Annotated in this window: 21 protein-coding genes, 8 tRNA genes and 1 pseudogene; 10 read left to right on the forward strand and 20 right to left on the reverse strand. The window is 68.3% G+C overall.

From position 1 onward, the window contains the following. Nucleotides 1-79: 79 nt before the first annotated feature. On the reverse strand, nucleotides 80-2,056 hold the full coding sequence (gene thrS / locus AN218_RS12920; protein ID WP_070016993.1) for a threonine--tRNA ligase: 1,977 nt from the start codon (nucleotides 2,054-2,056) through the stop codon (nucleotides 80-82). 208 nt (nucleotides 2,057-2,264) lie between these two features. Here thrS and AN218_RS12925 point away from each other — a divergent pair, with 208 nt between their 5' ends. Next, nucleotides 2,265-2,960 (forward strand): 3'-5' exonuclease family protein, encoded by a 696-nt coding sequence (locus tag AN218_RS12925; protein WP_079132118.1) that lies wholly within the window; start codon nucleotides 2,265-2,267, stop codon nucleotides 2,958-2,960. 62 nt (nucleotides 2,961-3,022) lie between these two features. Here the strand turns inward: AN218_RS12925 and AN218_RS12930 are convergent. The 8 genes and pseudogenes from AN218_RS12930 to AN218_RS12965 all read right to left on the reverse strand — a co-directional run. Then, nucleotides 3,023-3,094 (reverse strand) — tRNA-Val (locus AN218_RS12930). Nucleotides 3,095-3,127: 33 nt separating this feature from the next. Further along, nucleotides 3,128-3,604 (reverse strand): SRPBCC family protein, encoded by a 477-nt coding sequence (locus AN218_RS12935; RefSeq protein WP_070016994.1) that lies wholly within the window; start codon nucleotides 3,602-3,604, stop codon nucleotides 3,128-3,130. Nucleotides 3,605-3,909: 305 nt separating this feature from the next. Continuing rightward, a tRNA-Val gene (locus tag AN218_RS12940) sits at nucleotides 3,910-3,981 on the reverse strand. A gap of 33 nt (nucleotides 3,982-4,014) precedes the next feature. After that, a complete protein-coding gene (locus AN218_RS12945; RefSeq protein WP_070016994.1) occupies nucleotides 4,015-4,491 on the reverse strand; it encodes an SRPBCC family protein in 477 nt (158 codons plus the stop codon). Between the two features lie 305 nt (nucleotides 4,492-4,796). Continuing rightward, nucleotides 4,797-4,868 (reverse strand) — tRNA-Val (locus tag AN218_RS12950). Between the two features lie 33 nt (nucleotides 4,869-4,901). After that, nucleotides 4,902-5,378, reverse strand: a complete 477-nt coding sequence (locus AN218_RS12955; protein ID WP_070016994.1) for an SRPBCC family protein — start codon at nucleotides 5,376-5,378, stop codon at nucleotides 4,902-4,904. Nucleotides 5,379-5,683: 305 nt separating this feature from the next. Beyond that, nucleotides 5,684-5,755: transfer RNA gene (locus AN218_RS12960), tRNA-Val, on the reverse strand. Nucleotides 5,756-5,849: 94 nt separating this feature from the next. Further along, a pseudogene (locus AN218_RS12965) lies at nucleotides 5,850-6,140 on the reverse strand (TIGR02611 family protein); the annotation flags it as partial. Nucleotides 6,141-6,330: 190 nt separating this feature from the next. Between AN218_RS12965 and AN218_RS12970 the strand changes: the two are divergent. Continuing rightward, nucleotides 6,331-6,744: an SsgA family sporulation/cell division regulator gene (locus AN218_RS12970; RefSeq protein ID WP_003959770.1), complete on the forward strand. Its 414-nt coding sequence runs from the start codon at nucleotides 6,331-6,333 to the stop codon at nucleotides 6,742-6,744. A 192-nt stretch (nucleotides 6,745-6,936) separates the two neighbouring features. Next, a complete protein-coding gene (locus AN218_RS12975) occupies nucleotides 6,937-7,506 on the forward strand; it encodes a CGNR zinc finger domain-containing protein (RefSeq protein WP_070016996.1) in 570 nt (189 codons plus the stop codon). Nucleotides 7,507-7,552: 46 nt separating this feature from the next. Here the strand turns inward: AN218_RS12975 and AN218_RS12980 are convergent, their stop codons facing one another. Next, the gene (locus tag AN218_RS12980) at nucleotides 7,553-7,774 is read right to left on the reverse strand and encodes a hypothetical protein (protein WP_070016997.1); all 222 of its coding nucleotides are present in this window, start codon (nucleotides 7,772-7,774) and stop codon (nucleotides 7,553-7,555) included. Between the two features lie 148 nt (nucleotides 7,775-7,922). Further along, nucleotides 7,923-8,438, reverse strand: coding sequence for a hypothetical protein (locus AN218_RS12985; protein ID WP_070017013.1), 516 nt, complete (start codon nucleotides 8,436-8,438; stop codon nucleotides 7,923-7,925). 103 nt (nucleotides 8,439-8,541) lie between these two features. On the opposite strand from AN218_RS12985, the gene AN218_RS12990 reads away from it, so the two are divergent. Next, nucleotides 8,542-9,051 (forward strand): DsbA family protein, encoded by a 510-nt coding sequence (locus AN218_RS12990; protein ID WP_070016998.1) that lies wholly within the window; start codon nucleotides 8,542-8,544, stop codon nucleotides 9,049-9,051. Between the two features lie 83 nt (nucleotides 9,052-9,134). Here AN218_RS12990 and AN218_RS12995 read toward each other — a convergent pair whose 3' ends face one another. Further along, on the reverse strand, nucleotides 9,135-9,971 hold the full coding sequence (locus AN218_RS12995; protein ID WP_070016999.1) for a GNAT family N-acetyltransferase: 837 nt from the start codon (nucleotides 9,969-9,971) through the stop codon (nucleotides 9,135-9,137). Nucleotides 9,972-10,054: 83 nt separating this feature from the next. Beyond that, nucleotides 10,055-10,876 (reverse strand): aminotransferase class IV, encoded by an 822-nt coding sequence (locus AN218_RS13000; protein WP_070017014.1) that lies wholly within the window; start codon nucleotides 10,874-10,876, stop codon nucleotides 10,055-10,057. A 521-nt stretch (nucleotides 10,877-11,397) separates the two neighbouring features. On the opposite strand from AN218_RS13000, the gene AN218_RS13005 reads away from it, so the two are divergent. The 3 genes from AN218_RS13005 to AN218_RS13015 all read left to right on the forward strand — a co-directional run bounded on the left by AN218_RS13005 (nucleotide 11,398) and on the right by AN218_RS13015 (nucleotide 11,646). Beyond that, nucleotides 11,398-11,470, forward strand: a tRNA-Gly gene (locus AN218_RS13005). Nucleotides 11,471-11,499: 29 nt separating this feature from the next. Further along, nucleotides 11,500-11,573, forward strand: a tRNA-Cys gene (locus AN218_RS13010). 1 nt (nucleotide 11,574) lies between these two features. Further along, a tRNA-Val gene (locus tag AN218_RS13015) sits at nucleotides 11,575-11,646 on the forward strand. Nucleotides 11,647-11,746: 100 nt separating this feature from the next. Here the strand turns inward: AN218_RS13015 and AN218_RS13020 are convergent. The 3 genes from AN218_RS13020 to AN218_RS13030 all read right to left on the reverse strand — a co-directional run bounded on the left by AN218_RS13020 (nucleotide 11,747) and on the right by AN218_RS13030 (nucleotide 14,302). Then, nucleotides 11,747-12,613, reverse strand: a complete 867-nt coding sequence (locus AN218_RS13020) for an alpha/beta fold hydrolase (RefSeq protein WP_070017000.1) — start codon at nucleotides 12,611-12,613, stop codon at nucleotides 11,747-11,749. 178 nt (nucleotides 12,614-12,791) lie between these two features. After that, nucleotides 12,792-13,997, reverse strand: coding sequence for a helix-turn-helix domain-containing protein (locus AN218_RS13025; RefSeq protein WP_070017001.1), 1,206 nt, complete (start codon nucleotides 13,995-13,997; stop codon nucleotides 12,792-12,794). Beyond that, nucleotides 13,994-14,302 carry a putative quinol monooxygenase gene (locus AN218_RS13030; protein ID WP_070017002.1) on the reverse strand — a complete coding sequence of 103 codons (309 nt, stop codon included), beginning with the start codon at nucleotides 14,300-14,302 and terminating at the stop codon, nucleotides 13,994-13,996. The genes AN218_RS13025 and AN218_RS13030 overlap by 4 nt, the downstream gene beginning before the upstream one ends. 211 nt (nucleotides 14,303-14,513) lie before the next feature. Between AN218_RS13030 and AN218_RS13035 the strand changes: the two genes are divergently transcribed. Both AN218_RS13035 and AN218_RS13040 read left to right on the forward strand, forming a co-directional pair. Continuing rightward, nucleotides 14,514-14,900 carry an ATP-binding protein gene (locus AN218_RS13035; protein ID WP_070017003.1) on the forward strand — a complete coding sequence of 129 codons (387 nt, stop codon included), beginning with the start codon at nucleotides 14,514-14,516 and terminating at the stop codon, nucleotides 14,898-14,900. Between the two features lie 20 nt (nucleotides 14,901-14,920). Next, nucleotides 14,921-15,517, forward strand: coding sequence for a hypothetical protein (locus AN218_RS13040; RefSeq protein ID WP_244900430.1), 597 nt, complete (start codon nucleotides 14,921-14,923; stop codon nucleotides 15,515-15,517). Nucleotides 15,518-15,943: 426 nt separating this feature from the next. On the opposite strand, the gene AN218_RS36060 is transcribed toward AN218_RS13040, so the two are convergent. Beyond that, nucleotides 15,944-17,218 (reverse strand): PIN-like domain-containing protein, encoded by a 1,275-nt coding sequence (locus AN218_RS36060; RefSeq protein ID WP_141747554.1) that lies wholly within the window; start codon nucleotides 17,216-17,218, stop codon nucleotides 15,944-15,946. Between the two features lie 470 nt (nucleotides 17,219-17,688). Further along, nucleotides 17,689-18,492, reverse strand: a complete 804-nt coding sequence (locus AN218_RS13050) for an AbiTii domain-containing protein (RefSeq protein WP_070017006.1) — start codon at nucleotides 18,490-18,492, stop codon at nucleotides 17,689-17,691. Nucleotides 18,493-18,869: 377 nt separating this feature from the next. Between AN218_RS13050 and AN218_RS13055 the strand changes: the two genes are divergently transcribed. Further along, a tRNA-Val gene (locus tag AN218_RS13055) sits at nucleotides 18,870-18,941 on the forward strand. 100 nt (nucleotides 18,942-19,041) lie between these two features. Here the strand turns inward: AN218_RS13055 and AN218_RS13060 are convergent. Continuing rightward, nucleotides 19,042-19,338, reverse strand: coding sequence for a TFIIB-type zinc ribbon-containing protein (locus AN218_RS13060; protein WP_070017007.1), 297 nt, complete (start codon nucleotides 19,336-19,338; stop codon nucleotides 19,042-19,044). Between the two features lie 103 nt (nucleotides 19,339-19,441). Beyond that, a partial coding sequence (locus AN218_RS13065; protein WP_171908672.1) for a phosphotransferase family protein occupies nucleotides 19,442-19,933 on the reverse strand: 492 nt, incomplete at its 5' end.

Raw genomic sequence — 19,933 nt, forward strand, 5'->3', positions numbered from 1 at the left:
ACGGGAACGGGGACGGGCCCCAGGGTGATCCCCGCGGCCCGTCCCCGCCTCTCGTACCCGCTGCGCCGCGGCCGCGGCGTTACGTGAACTGCCGTACGGCCTGGAGCAGTTCCTCGACCGCCTGGTTCTGCGGTACGCCGTTCTGCTGCGTCCCGTCGCGGTAGCGGAAGGAGACCGCGCCCGCCGAGACGTCCTCGTCCCCCGCGATGATCATGAAGGGGACCTTGGACTTCTGTGCGTTGCGGATCTTCTTCTGCATCCGGTCCGAGGAGGAGTCGACCTCGATGCGCAGGCCCTTCTTCCGTGCCTCCGCCGCGAACTCCTCCAGATACGGCACGTGTGTGTCCCCGATCGGGATGCACACAGCCTGCACCGGGGCGAGCCACGCGGGGAAGGCACCCGCGTAGTGCTCCAGCAGCACCGCGAAGAACCGCTCGATGGACCCGAAGAGCGCGCGGTGGATCATCACCGGCTGCTGCCGGGAGCCGTCCGCCGCGGTGTATTCGAGTCCGAAGCGCTTGGGCTGCTGGAAGTCGACCTGGATCGTGGACATCTGCCAGGTGCGGCCGATGGCGTCCTTAGCCTGTACGGAGATCTTCGGCCCGTAGTACGCGGCGCCGCCCGGGTCCATCACCAGTTCCAGGCCCTGCTTCCCGGCCGCGGTGCGCAGCGCCTCGGTGGCCTCCTCCCACTCCTCGGGCCCGCCGATGAACTTCGGGTTGTCGTCCTCCCGCGTGGACAGCTCCAGATAGAAGTCGTTCAGCCCGTAGTCGCGCAGCAGATTCAGGACGAAGGTGAGCAGGTTGTCCAGCTCGTCGGCCATCTGCTCCTTGGTGCAGTAGATGTGCGAGTCGTCCTGGGTGAAGCCGCGTGCGCGGGTGAGGCCGTGCACGACGCCGGACTTCTCGTACCGGTAGACCGTCCCGAACTCGAAGAGCCGCAGCGGCAGTTCACGGTACGAGCGGCCGCGCGCCTTGAAGATCAGGTTGTGCATCGGGCAGTTCATCGCCTTCAGGCGGTAGTTCTGCCCCTCGAACTCCAGCGGCGGGAACATCGACTCCGCGTAGTTCGGCAGATGGCCCGAGGTCTCGAACAGCCCTTCCTTGGAGATGTGCGGGGTGTTGACGAACTCGTAGTCCGCCTCCTCGTGCCGCCGGCGCGAGTAGTCCTCCATCACCTTGCGTACGACGCCGCCCTTGGGGTGGAAGACGGCCAGCCCCGAGCCCAGCTCCTCCGGGATGGAGAACAGGTCGAGTTCAGCGCCGAGTTTGCGGTGGTCGCGCTTCTCGGCCTCGGCGAGGAACTCCAGGTGCGCCTTCAGCTCGTCCTTGGTCGGCCACGCGGTGCCGTAGATGCGCTGGAGCTGCTTGTTCTTCTCGCTGCCCCGCCAGTACGCGGCGGCGCTGCGCATCAGCTTGAACGCGGGGATCGCCCGGGTCGTCGGCAGGTGCGGGCCGCGGCACAGGTCCTTCCAGCACAGGTCGCCGGACTTGGCGTCCAGGTTGTCGTAGATGGTCAGTTCGCCCGCGCCGACCTCCGCGGAGGCGCCCTCGGCCGCGTCCGCCGCCGAGCCCTTCAGCCCGATCAGCTCCAGCTTGTACGGTTCGTCCGCCAGTTCCTCGCGGGCGTCCTCGTCGGTGGTGACACGGCGGGAGAAGCGCTGCCCCTGCTTCTGGATCTGCTGCATCTTCTTCTCGATGAGCTTGAGATCGTCGGGGGTGAAGGGCTCCTCGACGTCGAAGTCGTAGTAGAAGCCGTCGCGGATGGGCGGACCGATGCCGAGCTTCGCCTCGGGAAAGAGCTCCTGCACGGCCTGCGCCATGACGTGCGCGGTGGAGTGCCGGAGGATGTCGAGGCCGTCCTGGCTGCTCAGTTCGACCGGCTCGACCGCGTCGCCGTCGGCCAGTTCGTACGCCAGGTCCTTCAGCTCTCCCGCCACACGCGCGGCCACGACCGAACGCTCGCCCTCGAAGAGAGCCGCGGCCGTCGTGCCCGTCGTCACCACGCGCTCTTCCCGCTCGGAATCGCGTTGGATGATCACACGGACATCGGTCACCGGTCTCTCCTGACTCTCGTTCCCTGGGGGCTCCGACGGGACGCCGGACGCCGGGTGAATCGTACCGAGCGCGCAGGCCGCACCGCGAAGCGGTTGTCAGCACGTCACCGCGGGTGGCCGCCCGTACTCCCGTCTCCCCGGCGGTGATTGACCGGTCACGGAGTGCGGTATCAGCAGCGCGGGCGCCCTGACGGACGGGAGTGGTGCCATGACACCGTGGTATGAGGGCCCGCTCGCGGCACTGGCCGTACGGGCCGCGGCACCGCCTCCGGCCGGGCGGGGCACGCAGGACGTCTCCGGTCCCGACCCCGAGAGCGACCGGCTCGGCGACGCCGCCGTCGCCGTCCAGCACACGCCCCGCTCACCGGTGGAGACACACGTCCCGCGCGCGGTCCCGGACACCGCGGAGGGCCGAAGTGCCGCCGACATCGCCCGCACCCTGGCGTCGTACGCCGCCGGCACACCCCTCGTCGTCCTGGACGCGCCGTACGTACTGACGCTGCTGGACCGGGAGTTGAGACGCCACCGGCACACTCCGCTCCCCGCCTGCCTCGGCGTGCGGACGCTGTGCGTCCTCGACCCGGTGCTCCTCGACCGGCGTCTGGACCGCACCGCCGCAGCCGGCGGTTCGCGCCGCGGTACGGCCCAACTCTGCGCCGCGTACGGGGTGTCCGCGCCCCGCGACGGCACCGTCCAGGAGGAGGCTGTCGCAGCACTGGCGCTCGCGCGAGCGCTCGGCCGCCGTTTCGCGCCGCGTCTCACGGGGCTCACGCCCGCCGCACTGCACACGCTCCAGGCGATCTGGTTCGCCGCCGAACGGGACGCCCCGGTGCCGTGGTTCAGCCGCGGCACGCGCCGCTCCGCGGACCACATCTGGCCGCTGCGCCCGCCGTCCGCGGCCTGATCCCCGCCCGTACACATGCGAAAGCCCGGTCCCTCTGACGACGGACCGGGCTTCGGCGGACGTGGGCGATACTGGGTTCGAACCAGTGACCTCTTCGGTGTGAACGAAGCGCTCTCCCGCTGAGCTAATCGCCCGCTCGCGGCACGTGCAGAACCATACAGTGCCGCTCAGTCATCATCCAAACCCCTTGCCAGCCACCGCTCCAGGCCCCGTCTGCCCGCACACATCATCGCCGCGTGGTTGGCGCGGAAGAGCGGCCGCGCGGGCAGCGCGAGCCGCCGCAGCAGCGCTCTGCGCACCACCACCCGCTGCTCGTACACGGCGACGGCACCGCGCCCGCCCCCCGCACCGTCACCCGTGACGGTCCAGCGCGCCCAGCCCTCCATGTCCCCGGTGATCTCCATCTCCAGTACGCCCGCGGCCGGATCACGCCGCGCCGCCCTCCCGGTGATCCGCAGATCGAGCGGCAGTACGGAACGGATCCGCGCACTCCCCGAGGACTCCTCCAGCGCGCGCACCTCGCGGACTTGGGGCCACCAGCGGGGATACTCCCCGGCCCGCTCCAGCACCTCGTACACCGCTTCCGGCGGCGCGCTCAGACGCCAGACGCTGCGGAAGACGAAACGGTGCCGGGCGGCGGTCATCTGCGCACTCCTCATACTCCTCGCCACGGACCGCACTTCGGCCCGCGGCCCGTGAGCACTCCCGCATCCTGACACCGCGCCCGGCCCGTACGCCTCCGCCCGCTCCCCGAATTCCCCGGCCCCGCCGCGACTTCACGACATCGCCCGCGCCGCGGACCGTAAAGCATCCGCCAGTAATTACCGATGAAGTGAATTCCGGCTGTATCTCCGCCATTCGGGAAAAGCACACGCCGAGAACCGGAACCTCCGCCCGGCACAAGAAAATCCGGGGCCCCGGGCTTTCGCCCGGAACCCCGGATCACGCGTGGGCGATACTGGGTTCGAACCAGTGACCTCTTCGGTGTGAACGAAGCGCTCTTCCGCTGAGCTAATCGCCCGCTCGCGGCACGTGCAGAACCATACAGTGCCGCTCAGTCATCATCCAAACCCCTTGCCAGCCACCGCTCCAGGCCCCGTCTGCCCGCACACATCATCGCCGCGTGGTTGGCGCGGAAGAGCGGCCGCGCGGGCAGCGCGAGCCGCCGCAGCAGCGCTCTGCGCACCACCACCCGCTGCTCGTACACGGCGACGGCACCGCGCCCGCCCCCCGCACCGTCACCCGTGACGGTCCAGCGCGCCCAGCCCTCCATGTCCCCGGTGATCTCCATCTCCAGTACGCCCGCGGCCGGATCACGCCGCGCCGCCCTCCCGGTGATCCGCAGATCGAGCGGCAGTACGGAACGGATCCGCGCACTCCCCGAGGACTCCTCCAGCGCGCGCACCTCGCGGACTTGGGGCCACCAGCGGGGATACTCCCCGGCCCGCTCCAGCACCTCGTACACCGCTTCCGGCGGCGCGCTCAGACGCCAGACGCTGCGGAAGACGAAACGGTGCCGGGCGGCGGTCATCTGCGCACTCCTCATACTCCTCGCCACGGACCGCACTTCGGCCCGCGGCCCGTGAGCACTCCCGCATCCTGACACCGCGCCCGGCCCGTACGCCTCCGCCCGCTCCCCGAATTCCCCGGCCCCGCCGCGACTTCACGACATCGCCCGCGCCGCGGACCGTAAAGCATCCGCCAGTAATTACCGATGAAGTGAATTCCGGCTGTATCTCCGCCATTCGGGAAAAGCACACGCCGAGAACCGGAACCTCCGCCCGGCACAAGAAAATCCGGGGCCCCGGGCTTTCGCCCGGAACCCCGGATCACGCGTGGGCGATACTGGGTTCGAACCAGTGACCTCTTCGGTGTGAACGAAGCGCTCTCCCGCTGAGCTAATCGCCCGCTCGCGGCACGTGCAGAACCATACAGTGCCGCTCAGTCATCATCCAAACCCCTTGCCAGCCACCGCTCCAGGCCCCGTCTGCCCGCACACATCATCGCCGCGTGGTTGGCGCGGAAGAGCGGCCGCGCGGGCAGCGCGAGCCGCCGCAGCAGCGCTCTGCGCACCACCACCCGCTGCTCGTACACGGCGACGGCACCGCGCCCGCCCCCCGCACCGTCACCCGTGACGGTCCAGCGCGCCCAGCCCTCCATGTCCCCGGTGATCTCCATCTCCAGTACGCCCGCGGCCGGATCACGCCGCGCCGCCCTCCCGGTGATCCGCAGATCGAGCGGCAGTACGGAACGGATCCGCGCACTCCCCGAGGACTCCTCCAGCGCGCGCACCTCGCGGACTTGGGGCCACCAGCGGGGATACTCCCCGGCCCGCTCCAGCACCTCGTACACCGCTTCCGGCGGCGCGCTCAGACGCCAGACGCTGCGGAAGACGAAACGGTGCCGGGCGGCGGTCATCTGCGCACTCCTCATACTCCTCGCCACGGACCGCACTTCGGCCCGCGGCCCGTGAGCACTCCCGCATCCTGACACCGCGCCCGGCCCGTACGCCTCCGCCCGCTCCCCGAATTCCCCGGCCCCGCCGCGACTTCACGACATCGCCCGCGCCGCGGACCGTAAAGCATCCGCCAGTAATTACCGATGAAGTGAATTCCGGCTGTATCTCCGCCATTCGGGAAAAGCACACGCCGAGAACCGGAACCTCCGCCCGGCACAAGAAAATCCGGGGCCCCGGGCTTTCGCCCGGAACCCCGGATCACGCGTGGGCGATACTGGGTTCGAACCAGTGACCTCTTCGGTGTGAACGAAGCGCTCTTCCGCTGAGCTAATCGCCCGCTGCGCCCATGAGATTACCGCATGTCAGACGGTGCTCATGACCAACGCCGGTGCGGCCGCGGGCTAGCGCACGCGCTGCGCCTGCTTCCGCCGGCGCCGCTCCTCACGCCGCTCCTTCACCCAGTGCGTCCACTCCAGCACCTTCCGCTTCGTCCAGTGCAGCACCCGCTGTGCCCAGGGAAACTCCGTGGCCCAGAGCCCGATACCGGCGAAGATCACCAGCCAGCCCGGACCCGGCAGCGGCAGCAGCACGACGCCGCCCGCGACGACCGCCAGCCCGAGAAGGAAGATCACCACCTGCCAGCTCAGGTGCAGCGGACGGGACGCCTTGATGAAACGCGGGGCCCGAGAACCCACGGGCCGGTAGTCACGCTCTGCGCACATGAGCCCAACGTAACCGAACTCCACCCCGTCACCGGAATAGCCGTACGCTACAAAAACACCACAGGCCATATGAAGGGCTGTATTACTCGCAAAACGGTCAGAGGGGTTTACAACCGACGAGTACGTGGCATGTCGATTTCGCCGACGTGCGAACCCCCGAGCGCACACTGAGCGAAAGGCCCTGGCGCTTATGAACACCACGGTCAGCTGCGAGCTGCACCTGCGCCTCGTTGTTTCAAGCGAGTCATCACTGCCGGTACCCGCGGGGCTGCGGTACGACACGGCCGATCCCTATGCCGTCCACGCCACCTTCCACACCGGCGCCGAGGAGACCGTCGAATGGGTCTTCGCGCGCGATCTTCTCGCCGAGGGTCTCCACAGGCCCACGGGCACCGGTGACGTCCGCGTATGGCCCTCCCGGAGCCACGGCCAGGGAGTCGTCTGCATCGCTCTCAGCTCCCCCGAGGGCGAGGCACTGCTGGAGGCGCCGGCGCGGGCCCTGGAGTCCTTCCTCAAGCGAACCGACGCGGCTGTGCCACCCGGCACCGAGCACCGCCACTTCGACCTCGACACAGAGCTCTCGCACATCCTCGCGGAGAGCTGAGACCCACCGGTCCCGCGCAGCCGTCCGACTCGGGGCGACGGCTGCGCCTCCCTCGGCACAGCACGGCACGCACGGCGACGCCGTCGCCCCGGACCCGGCTCCACCGGGCTCCGGCGGTGGCGGCGTCGCCGTGTGATGCACGCGTTAGTCTCGGCGCACCGGAATCCCGCCGGGCCGACCCGAGGAGCGACCGTGCAGATCAATCACGACACCCGGTGCGCGCTCGACGACGTGGTGGATCTGCTCAACACCGCGGCGGACGGCGACCGGGCCGACCTGCTGGTCACGGTGGCCGACCTCGGTTCGTACGTGGAACGCAACGACCTCAGCGACGTCGGCGCCCTCACCGAGGAGGACCTGAACGCGGTCCGGTCGGTGCGGGAGCGCTTCTCGCGGGTCTTCGCCGCCGGCGACGACCGTGAGGCCGCGGAGCTGGTCAACGCGCTGGTCGCGGAGGCGGGCACGACTCCGCAGCTCACCGATCACGACGGCTACGACTGGCACGTGCACTACTTCGCGCCCGGCGCCTCCGTCGCCCACCACCTGGCCGCGGACGGCGGCATGGCGCTCGCCTTCATCATCGTCTCCGGGGAGCGCGACCGGCTGCGCCGGTGCGCCGCCCCCGACTGCCTGCGGGCCTTCGTGGACCTGTCGCGGAACCGCTCGCGGCGCTACTGCGATAGCCGTACGTGCGGGAACCGGCTGCATGTCGCCGCTTACCGCGCACGGCAGCGGGAGTCCACGGAGGCCACGCAGGGCTGAGCGCCCCCGCCCGTTCCAGCGGGCGGGACCGGAGTCGGCCCAGGAGTCAGCCCAGGAAGAGGTCGTGGGCGCCGGTGATGGCCAGCAGGATCGCGATGAACGCCAGGAAGAACATCAACGGGGGCTGGGAGAGGGCGTAGAGACACCCCTTCTGCTCGGTCAGTCGTGCCTCGGGCAGTGCCGCGACGGTGACGGTGGGCGGGGCGGTCGCGGCAGGCGCGGAGGGCGGCTCGGCGAGCTCGGCCGGAGGGTTCGGCGTCATGTCCATCTCGCGGTGATCATTACGCAGCACGCATCACGGAAGTGATCAACACGCCCACGACGCGGTGGAGTTCGTGGGTCGTCCCCGCGAGAACGCGGGGATACGTGGTAGTCGCGGCCGGAGGCGGCTGCGGTGCTGTGCGCTGGCGGCGGCGTCAGATGCCGTGCTTTTTGAGGATGGCCTCGATGTCGGAGAAGTCGTCGTCCGAGGAGGGCTTCGCATCCTTGCCCGGCGCGGGTTTTCGCCCCTGGCCGGTGGAGGCGGACGGTGAGGCCGTACCGCTGCCGACCGCGGGGGCGTTCGCCGTACCGGAGACCACGGCGCGTCCCGGCGCCCCGTCCGTCGCGCGGGGCTGCGGCCCGCTCTCGACGGCCTTGCGGCGGGCGCGCTTGCCCGCGAAGCGTCCGACCACGTACAGCACGAAGGCGACGGCGAGGACGGCGAAGCCCGCCCAGACCGTGGGTTTCAGTACGAGGTCCGCCGCCCAACCGCCGACCGCCGCACCGATCTTCCCCGCGAGGCCGATGAGGCCGCTCATGGCCAGCCCCACCGGGACCAGGGCGAAGGCCGCGATGCGGGTGGCGGCGGCGAAGCGCCGCCGGAAGGCCGTCAGGAAGGCGACGGCCAGGCCGGCCGCGGAGAGCGCGGCACAGACGGTGGTGGTCAGCATGTCTCCCATTTTGCTACGCGCCCACGTGAGAGGCCATGCCGGTCCCGGGATTCAGGGAGATCTCGGGGTCATCGCCCTCCGGAAGGGCTGCGACACTGTGCGCATGGAAGACCACTCCGACCGCCCCGTGCTCGACTACTGGTGCGAGCTGCAATGTTCCGACTGTCACCGTGCGCAGGGAGATCTGGACGCACTGCGCGAGCGGTACGGGGAGCGGCTGGAGATCCGGCTGCGGCATTTCCCGCTGGAGAAGCACAAGCACGCGTACGCGGCGGCGCAGGCCGCGGAGGAGGCGTTCGCGCAGGGCAGAGGCGACGCGTACGCGGCGGCCGTGCTGGCGCGCAGCGCCGAGCTCGCCGAGCGGGGCGAGGAGCTGCTGCTGGAGGTGGCGCGCGAACTGGGCCTGGACGCCGGGGAGTTCGAGAGCGCGCTGATCGACGGACGCCATCTGCTGATCGTCGACGCCGACCAGGCGGAGGGGAAGGCGATCGGCGTCAAGGGCACTCCGACGTACGTCGTCGGCGGCGAGCGGCTGGACGGCGGCAAGAGCCAGGAGGGTCTGCGGGAGCGGATCGAAAAGATCGTGGACGGGCTGCTCGGCGAGAGCGCGTAGGCCGGGGACGTACGCCGCGGGCGGTGCTGCCGGAAGCCGGAAGCCGGAGGCCGGGGAACGGAGACCGGGGACCGGGCGGCGGCTCAGAGCAGCGGCTTGTGGAAGTGGTGTTCGGCCACGCGGTAGCCGAGCGACGAATACAGGCGCACCGCCGGGGTGTTGGCGCTCAGCACGTGCAGCCCGAGCGTGCGCGCCCCCGCCGCGGCGGCCTCGCGCTCGGCGACGAGCATCAGGGTGCGGCCGTGGCCGCTGCCTCGGCTCTCCTCCTCGACCTCGACCTCGTAGACGTACGCGTCGGAGTCCTCGCGCGGGCTGCGTTCGAGTTCGACCCAGACCCGTCCGACGACGGCTTCCTCGTGCGCGAGGACGCGCAGCGCGGCGCCGCGGGTCGAGGCGCCCTCCGGCAGCAGTCGTGCGAAGGACGCCGCGGCGCGGCGGGCGGCCTCCTCGGCGGACAGGCCCCGTTCGATCATCGTCTGCGCCAGCCGCGGCTGCCCGTCCTCGCGCCAGACCTCGAACTCGGCCTGGTCCATGGGCCGTACGGCGCTGCCCGGGGGCAGCGGCGGCTCCTCCCCCACGTCCTTGAGCATGCTGCGGCTGCGCTCGGTGTAGCCGAGGCCGGCGGCCAGTGCGAGTGCCGCGTGCGCGGCGGCCGGGACGCTGATCTCCACGCGCCGGCAGCCCCAGTCGCGCAGCGCCTCCTCCCCGGCGAGGGCGGCGACGGCGCCGCGTCCGCGCCGCCGTTCCCGTTCCTCGACGACGAGTTGGGTGACGCGGCCGGTCACGGGACCGTACTCGGGGTCGACGGTCAGCCGGAGCAGGCCGACGGGACGGCTGTTGACGCAGATGTCGTACGAGCGGGAGCGGACGCCGTCGGCGTCGTACTGGTCGGGTCCGGTGGGGCGCAGCGTCGTGGTCACGCTCGTTTTCTACCGGCTGCGGCCGCCGCGCGCCACGGAGCCGGGGACCGGCCGGGAGCGCCCAGGGCCCCGACGGGTCCCGGTCACGGGTCGACGTCGGCGGCGGAGCGCTCGGCGAAGAGCTTCATGGCCTTCAGGGTCACCGGGCCCGGCGCGCCTGGCAGTTCGCGGTCGTCGACGCGGTGCACGGCCTGTACGTCGCGCAGCGAGGAGGTGAGGAAGACCTCCTCGGCGCGCTCCAGCACCTCCAGCGGGAGGTCGCTCTCGCGTGCGCCCGCCCACTCCGCGACCAGGGCGCGGGTGATCCCGGCGAGGCAGCCCGACTCCAGCGGCGGCGTGTGCAGTTCGCCGTCGAGGACGACGAAGACGTTGGTGCCGGTGCCCTCGCACAGCCGGCCGCGGGTGTTGGCGAACAGGGCCTCGCTCGCGTCCTGTTCGTGCGCGCGGGCGAGCGCGAGGACGTTCTCCCCGTACGACGTCGTCTTCAGCCCGGCGAGGGCGCCGCGCTCGTTGCGCGTCCACGGGACGGTGACCGCGGCGGTGCTGTCGGGACGGCGGGACGCCTCGCTCAGGGCGACGACGAGGGTGGGCTTCGAGTCGCCGCGGTCGGAGCCGAGGGGTGCGAGGCCGCCGGTGTAGGTGACGCGGAGGCGGCCGAGCGGCACCGGTTCGGCCTCGGTGACGGCTGTGCAGGCACGCCGCACCTCGTCCGCGTCGGGCTCGGGCAGGCCCAGGCCGCGGGCCGAGCGCGCGAGGCGCTCGATGTGGCGGGTGAGGGCGAAGGGCCTGCCGTCGGTGACCTTCAGCGTCTCGAAGACCCCGTCGCCGACGGTCAGTCCGTGGTCCAGGACGGAGACGTGTGCGTCGTCGACGTCCCGGAGTCCGCCGTCGAGCCAGATCCTCACAGGGCTCCCCTTCCGCTTCCGCCGATGGCCGGGGGCCGTCGCCGGGTTGGTGGCTGCGGCCGTGACCGGCGGCACCTGGGAGTGCCGCATCTCCGACGCTACCTTGAGCGGCTCGGACGCCCTGCGTGCCGTCTCGGTCCGTTCCCCTTCCCCTTCCCGCATTCCTCTTCTCGTTCCTCTTCCGGGTCCGGACCGCGCTGTGGGTCGCGGTGTGGGGCGGTGCGTGACGGGAGCCGTGATCGTGTGCCGTGGCCGGACTCTGTGGCCGACCCGTCCCGGCCATGATCGGCGGGGCGGCGATCCCGTGTACGGGAGGGCGCGTACGGGAGGAGACCGGCGGCCGGTCTCCTCGACCTCCGTGGCGTCCCCGTGAACGCCGGGGAACGCCCCGGAAGCGTCCGCGCCGCTGCTCGGGAGCCCGTACGGACGGTCACGCAGGGCGAACTGAATTTGTACTCGCCGCTTCATCCGCTACAGTTCAACTCGTCGCCGGGAAGCGGTAGCCGACCCGGACGGCATCTGCGGACGTGGCTCAGTTGGTAGAGCATCACCTTGCCAAGGTGAGGGTCGCGAGTTCGAATCTCGTCGTCCGCTCTGAGTGGAAGCCTTCACGGTTTCCGCACGGTGGAGTGGCCGAGAGGCGAGGCAACGGCCTGCAAAGCCGTCTACACGGGTTCAAATCCCGTCTCCACCTCCACGGACGATTAGCTCAGCGGGAGAGCGCTTCCCTGACACGGAAGAGGTCACTGGTTCAATCCCAGTATCGTCCACACAGGCCAGGGGCCGTTTTCCTTCGGGGAGACGGCCCCTGGTGCGTACGGGCCCAACTGCGGTGCGGCGGGCGCTAGTCGGGCCCGCGAGCAGAGCCGCTTACGCCGAGGCGGACGTCCCCGCCGTATCCGGAGCCGTGTGGCCGAGGATCACCTCCGCGAGCTGCGGTACGACCGCTTCCGGCAGCGCGTGCCCCAGGCCGGGGACGGTGACCAGGCGGGCGTTGCCGAGCAGCGACGCGAGGTGCCGTGCGGAGGCGGTGCCCGCGAGGGGGTCGGCGGGCGAGTCGATCACGAGGGCGGGAGTGGTGACCGCCGCGAGTTCCGCGCCGCGGTCGAAGCCCTCCTGCCCGGCCCTGGCATGCGCGTTGGGGCTGTCGTGCCGCCCCGCGTGCGCCATGATCCGTTCTTCCATACGCCGGAACTCCCCGGGATCGAAAGGCAGTCGGCCGCCGTTGAGCAGACGCCAGTGCTCCACACGCCAGTCCAGTTCGGCTTCGCGGTCCCGGGGTTCGTTCATCGTCGCCCACATGGCGAGCACGTCCGGGTCCAGGTCGAAGGGCGGGTCCGTCGGACCGCCGCTCATGGGCGTGGTGCCGATGAAGGTCGCCGTCGCCGTACGGTCCGGGTGGTCGAGCAACAGAAGCTGCGTGAGCATGCCGCCCACGGACATGCCGACCACATGGGCGCGTTCGACGCCGAGCGCGTCGAGGACGCCCACGGCATCGGCGGCCAGATCGGTCAGGGCGTACGGCTCGTCGTCGAAGGACCAGCTCGAACGCCCCGTGTCCCGGTGGTCGTAGCGCACGACGCGGTGGTGACGGGCGAGAGCGTCGACGAGGCTGTCGGGCCAGGCCAGACCGGAGGCGTTGGCGCCCATGACGAGCAGCAGCGCCGCGGCGTCCGGATCACCGCGCTCCTCCGCCCAGAGCCGGACGCCGGGCGCGATGTCGATCTCGTGTTCCATGGCAGTCACCGTGCCGGGTGTGGGGACCGCCGTCCACTGGATTCGGGGGGGGGCGGCAACGGGTGTCGCGGGCGAGCGAGTTGGCCGCAGTCACCTACGGCCGGAGGGTTGATCACCGCGACGAACATTCCCGGGTGAGGCCCCTCCGGAAGGACGGCACAACCACGGGCACTCGTACTCAAAGTACGCCCAACTCCGTGGCCAGCGACTTCAGTTCGTCGGACGGCGGCTGACTCATGGTCGTGAGATCCGCGACGAGCTGTTTCACGGCGGGGAGGGCGCCGACGAGTCCGGGCGACAGCCGCCGTGCGGCCTGAATCGAGGCGACGGATTCGGCGATCTGCCGACGCTGAGCGTGAGCCCGGGCAACGTCGAGGTGGAACCGCGTCTGGCGCTCGGAGGAGAGCCCGGTAGCGTCCACGCGATCAGCGGCGCGGAGTGCGACCCCGGCGTCTCCCAACTCGACGGCGACCGAGACCTCGTAGAGGTCGACGTTCGCGGGCCCGAACTCCGTGTTGTAGTCGTTCCGTCCGGGGCCTACCGTCTCGGCCATCTCACGTGCGGCACGGATGAACTCGTAGGCGTCATCTGCCTGGTTGGCCTTGCCTGCCGCTACCGCCCTCTGGAGGGTGAGCGCACCACGAAGCGCGATCGCTTCGACTTCGCCGGTGGCCGCCAGCGGCTCCAGCGCGTCAGCAGCACTGCCGGAAGCCCGTGCGGCCTGTTCGTAGCGCCAGGCCCCGAGGAAGACGATCGAGAGCCGGAACTCTCCGGCCGCCATCAACAGCGGATCGTTCGCGCGCTCAGCAGCCACGACGGAGCGGTCCACGGCAATCCACGCCGCCTCCGGCTCGCCCATGTTCGCGAGCGCCGCGCTGCACGTGTGGTAGACGGTCGCCAACAGGCGGAACAACTCCGGACGTTCGCCCTCCGGAGCGGAACGTGCCGCGGACTCCGCCTGCGGCACGAGATCTTCCAACAGCTCAGCCAGGTCCGCGTAGTTGCCCTCATGCGTCAGGGCCCATGCGTGCTCAGTGTCTTCCCGGAGCTTATCCAGGTCGGGCGGTTCATGTCCGCCGAGAATCGCCTTGAGCGAGTGCGCGGCACTCAGCGCGAGACGAAGTCGGCTGGCGCCCGGCGGCTCCATGACCGTCGAAGCGACAACCGGCGCCTCCGCAGCCAACTCTGCGACGGGCAAGTCCAGGACGTCCGCGACCTTCTCCAGGACCGTCATGCGGTCGATGCGGCGAACTCCCCGCTCCACTTGCGATACCCAGGCTTCGGAGCGGTCCAGGAGGACGGCGAACTCTTTCTGGGAGAGTCCGCGACGCTTGCGGTTGAACTGGATCTTCTTGCCGAGGGTCTTCTCGTAGTCAGGGCTCACCCGGTCACGCCCTTGCCGGACATGAAGTCCAGTCGGTCAACTTGGGTGGACGCCAGGTACTCCTCGCGCGCGGCGAGGAACTCCATCACGTAGCCCTGCGACTCGTGCACCTCGAAAGCGTCCCTGTCCGCGTACAGCTCGTAGAAGATCCGCTCCAGCGGACGCCCTTCCACGCGGTGCACGGTGTAGATCAGAGTCCCTGGCTCGTTCGCCTTGATCTGCTCGCCGGTCCGCGAGACCAACTCGTCGAACCTGGCTGCCGCTTCCTCGTCCTTGCAGGTGAAGCGGACCATCAACCCGAACATGCAGCGATCTCCTTCCTGATCGTCTCGGGCACCCCTCCCACGTGTGAACACCCGTCCAGGACGACCCGCATCAAAAGTGCGACCCCGTATTCAAAGTACTCACACACCGAGTACGGTGCTAGTACTTATTGTACGGCTCTCCGGAATTCCGGGCCAGTCGCTTGGGATAACAGGACCGGGAAGCCGCTGGTCAGTGCCATGGAGGAACGCCATGCCCACCTACCGCCGCACCTTCCCGGAGCATGCGGATCAGGTCGGTCACGCCCGTCGCTGGACTCGCGACGTCTTAGCCGGATGCCCGAGCGTCCAGGACGCGGTGCTGATCGTGAGCGAGCTGGGCACCAACGCCGTCACGCACACCACGAGCCCCGACTTCCGCGTGACGACCTGCGTTGACGAGAACACCGTGACGATCTCGGTCACGGACAGGGGCGACAGCGTGAGCGCGCCGCATCTGGCGAAGCCCTACGGCAACGGGACGCACGGCCGAGGCTTGGCCATCGTCAGCCAACTCACTTCCGCTGTGCACGTCAGCCGCACTGTTCGCGGGCGCACCGTCGCGGCTCGACTGACCGCGGAGGCGGTGCCGGCATGCTGAACCCCTCGACGGAGCGGACAGTGTCCGGATCGCCGAAGCGCCCTCAACTCGTCCCGTACATCACCCAGTGGAGCGGCGAACGCGCACCGAAGTCCGAACTGGTGATCCGCCGGGGCCGACTCGCCTTCGCCGACGAACGTCCCTACGACCGGGACTCGAACGGCGTCCTGTGGTCGCGCGTGCCCTCCCAACCCGGCAAGGGCAAGCCCGAGTTCGGCAAGGTGCACGCTCTGCGACAGCGCAACGCCATGGAACGACTGCTCTGCCAGGTCTGTGGCAAGGCCGCCGACCGCAACCAGGACGGCATCCTCTGGTTGCTTGGAGAAGCCCCCGACAGTTCGGGCGACTCTGGAGTTCTGACAGCCCATCCACCGCTGTGCCTGCCATGCGCCCACGCATCGGTGAGCGCCTGCCCGCACCTTCGACGCGAGTACATCGCGCTTCGCGTCAGCCGTCTGGAACGGGCGGGAGTGCGGGGAGCCCTCTTCCAGCCGTCTGGCTCCCAGCCGGTTGCCGTCGACGTCGGAGGTGTCGCCTTCGACGATCCTCTGATCCGCTGGGTCCGCGCCGGCCAACTTCTCGTGTACCTCACGGACTTCCGAGTCATCGACCTCTAGGCACCAGGCGAAGCCCAGCCGTGCAGACATCGGAGGGGCGCACCCCAGGAGCACCAGCGCGATAAGACTTTCCCTACTTCATCAAGGGCTCGCTCCGCTCGCCGCGCGGCCCGGCTTGCCGCCGGGCCGACGCTCCTGTCTCCGCCCCGCTCCGGCCCGGCCGCCGGCCCGCGCGCGGTGCAAGCCACACAAGAAGAGGGCTTCATCGTGGCTGGGGCNCACGGCTTTAAGCAGCCACCTTGGGGCGAGACTCTAAGATCAGGGGCTCACTTCGGGCTATTGCGGGCAGGCTAGGAGCTGCCCGAGTCGCGGCAAGCTTACGAGGCCCTGATCTCTCACCCCAACCCAGCTCCAGCCCAAACCCGCTACACCGACCTTTGCTCCCCCTCTTCAGGAAGTCGTTAAGGCAAGGACACAGGAATTCCCCTACTCAATTGCACCTCTCCTCTTGATTTTCCTAGCGGCGTCACGGAGAGCCCGATGCCACCTCATTGGCACTCGCACATTTAGATACTCCCCATCACTGTGCGCCTCCTCAAACGCCAGCTCAAGATCCTTCAATTGACCCATGAAGATTTCCACGCCCGCCTGTCCACGTCGGACGTCTTCCTGCAATGCCTCGATTTCCATTTCGTCCGATGGGTCAGCTTCATCGAGTTCTTGCTGATTCTTGAGAAGGGCCTCCCGGGTTACACGGAGGTAATTTCTGATATCGGACAGAATTGGCTCGGCGAATTCTTCCGGAATCACCATCATCTTTGTCTCTTCATTTCCTTTCCCTTGAATTGAATAGCGAGGGCTCCATGCCTTGGCGGTCGCAGCCTGATGAACAGTGCTTTCGCTGACTCTTGTTGACACGCTCCCTCGCACGGCCTCAAGGAAAGAAGCGAAGTGCATGATGTGCAGAGGTTTTCCGACGCGTGTAGCCATTTCTGCAACTAGTTCTTCTCTTGGACCTATAACAAAGTCGAGTCTCTTGGTCATCCAGTCCTCTTTGAGATCGTTCGACACAATGAGAACTGGCAGGTCGCGAGACTCTGCTTCTCGGAGTGTCTGCTCCCACCAAAAATAGTCGCCATGAGAATTCTCTCCTTTGGCTGCATCCTTGTAACCGGGCGGCACTCTCTCCTGAATTCTTCTCTCAGCCTCTTTCCTATTCTCCTTCAAGGTATCCGAGGAAAAGGCAGGACCCACTCTGCCATCGAAAATCTCAGAGAGTCGAGTCAGGATCGGATCGTCGTCAAGAACTTGCCGTACCGACAGATCAAACTTATTCTCGTAATCGCCGATCTGCCTAATCGAGAGATCAAATGCCATGTCGAGTGTGCTCTTTAGTTCCTCCTTCGCATTCTTTTCAAGTGCGCATCGGTTAGAGAATTCATCAAGAGCTTGTACGGCCTGCGCCTTTGCCTTCTCGAGAGAAGTCACTGTGGACGAGAAGAAGTTGATTTGATCGCGCGCAGCGGTTACGCGATTCCGATGGAATTCAGCTGCCACTTGATGAGGAAGCCAGAGCTTTTCTCTCATTGCTTGCAGGACTTGCAACATCTCTTCTCTTGCCGAAGGAGCAGCACGATAGAGATTCAATAAGACGCTGGAATCGAGCACGATGAGTGCCTCCCCTAGCATGTTCGCAATAAGCGTCTTTGGCGCTCTCCAATGTCCCGCAAATGGAGCGATAAATGAGCTTTCTACGTCCATGTGACCCCCTCCCTGGTCGTACTATTTAGCGTAGCTGTGGAAGTGGGTTCCGGCTATAGCTAAGTTGATGACTGCTCATGCGGCGCCACGGCCTGATGCCCAGTCGGCGAAGACGCTAGGCGGTCTCGGGGCGTGCGAGCCCAATAGCGGATGCCCAGGCGCCGTAGCGGCAACGGGCTGCAAGTGCTGGGGCTGACTCTGATGTTTCAATAGAAGCGAAGAAACTTCCGGAGCCGTTGCAGTACAGCAGTGAAGTACAGCAACCAAGTTGACGATCAGCAGCCACCAGGTACCGTCACCGCCATCTATACAGCTAGTCCGACCCGTCGCCGACCGACTCATTTAGAGCTACGGATCAGGAGGTTCTACCCACTGCATGGGCCGTACTTCTCGGCTAGGGCGGCGCGGTCCGCGCGCATGCGGGAAACCTGTCCTGATCCGCCGCTTCGGTGGATCTAGCCTCGTGCTCTTTAGACGAACAATCGGAGAACGGTGGCCACACCGGCGAGGACCGCTACGGCTCCGGCGACAAACGCGGCCTTCTTGTTCCGAGTCCAGAAGGTACCGTCGTCGTTGTCATCCGGTGAGGCGTCAGCGTTCTTGATTATGCTCTTCCCGTGTGACTGTGCAGTCGTCAGAGTGATACGGGCCTTAGGGGAACCGTGCACTGCGACATGGAGTGCATTCCCGATTGCCTCGGAGGATGGGTCCGACTCCTCGTCGCTCACCGTGACGCGAAGCTCAGCAACTAGTTCGGTCAGCGTTGTCCGTACTTGATCGAGAACGCCAACGATGCTGGCTTTCGACACCACCCAGTACAGGGCGGTGATCTTCTGGAAAAGTTCGCCACTCGCCTGATCAATCGCCCTAGCGATGTCTGTAGCGCCGCCCGGAGTCAACTGCACGTACGCCTTCTCCGGCTTGACGTTCGCGGAATCTTCGAGCTCCCTCACACCCATCCGCAACCGGACTTCTTCGCCGATGCGCTTCTTGGCGAACGCGGGGAGGTCATTGGGGCTGATTTGCTGCCCGGTGATCTGGCGTGGGCCGATGAAGGCATCGATCTTCAGCGGTGCTCCGACGATGCGGTACTTGGGAACTTCATCCTCGCTCTCGTATCCCCTGAGTTCCTTCCCCGCCCACTCCCGTAGCTGGTCAGAGTTCACCGCGCCGCCCAGCGCGATGCACTTCCGCAGCACGCTGGACAGAGGGACGGAGTCGTCGAGAGCATCTCGTTCGATCTCGCCGACCAGGGTGCGTGCACGCTTCGTCACTGTCTTGATCTTTCGAAGTGGGCTCCGTAGAGCGAATCATCCAGACTTGAGTAGCCCGTCGTGTATGTACACGCCAGGATGCTTTGATCCGTTCCCGTGGATCACCGGCAAGCAGCTGATGGGCAGCAGCGGCCACTTCGTTTCGTGAGCGTCCCGATGGTTCAAAGGAGTGGGCACGTGCTTCCCGAGCGGGGCATCGTCAGGTGCGACCAACGCCCAGGCGTTCAGCCGCCTGTGGCCACGGGACGGGGCGACGTCACGCTGCTGCTGAGTGACTAACTGAGTGACTACGAGCCAGGACGGCGGCGGACGGCCGTGCACCGCCGCGGATTTGTCTTGCAGGTCAGCGCGTGACAAGATCTGTGACGCAACAGCCCGCGCGGTTAGCTCAGCGGGAGAGCGCTTCCCTGACACGGAAGAGGTCACTGGTTCAATCCCAGTACCGCGCACCGCGAAGTGCCCCGGCCGGTTCTCCGGTCGGGGCACTTGTGTGTGGCGGCGCCCGGCTGTCGGCTGACGGTGGGGCTCAACGGGCCCTGGGCGCCGGGTTCATGACGAGAAGAGCATGTGACCGAAGCCGCGCTTGCGGCCGTGGTGGCCGTAGTGGCCGTGGTGCTGGCCGCCCCAGGCCGGCGGGGGCGGGTAGCCCTGGGGGGCGTGGCCCTGCTGTCCGTACGGGGCGGCCGGCGGCGGTCCCGCGGGCGGGGCCCACTGGGACTCCAGCCGTGTGAGCGCCTCCAGTTCGCCGTAGTCGAGGAAGATCCCCCGGCAGCCGCCGCACTGCTCGATCTGGACGCCGTTGCGGTTGAACGTCTGCATCGGCGCACCGCACTTGGGACACTGCATGGTCAAGTTCCTCTCCATGGCGGTGATTTCACCGCTCGGTCACTGCGGGTCAAGACTACGGCGCGTCTCGTCCCGCTGTCCGGGCCCGACGTGGACCGGGACGTCAGCGTGCGAGGCGGACGCATGCCTCGGCGCACGCCGTCTCCGCCTCGTCCAGGGCGCGTCCGGCCGTGTGCGCCTTGGCGACCGCGAGGGCGGCCGTCTGTACGGTCAGCGTCCGCGCGGGGGCGTCGAGCCGGGACCACGGGTCGAGGGAGGCGGTGCCCGTGCCGTTCTGGTAGGCGTGCAGGAAGGTGTGCCAGGCGGGGGCGGGCAGCAGGCCCGTCGCGTACCAGGCGGCGGGGCGTGCGAGGTCCCAGGCGGGATCGCCGAGGCCCAGGTCGTCGACGTCGATGAGATGCCAGGCGCCGCCGGGCCCCCGTGGATGCCGTACGAGTTGGCCCAGATGGAAGTCGCCGTGGCAGAGCGTGCCGTACCGCGAGGCGTCGGGCGGCTCCTCGGCACGGCACCAGGCGGGCAGCGTCGCCCACGCGGCCTCGATCGCGGCGGCGGACTCCGCGAGCGGGGGCGCGGGGTCCGCGGCGCCCCGTCGGAG

The sequence above is a fragment of the Streptomyces nanshensis genome, from assembly GCF_001751255.1.
GTDB classification, from domain to species: Bacteria; Actinomycetota; Actinomycetes; order Streptomycetales; family Streptomycetaceae; genus Streptomyces; species Streptomyces nanshensis_A.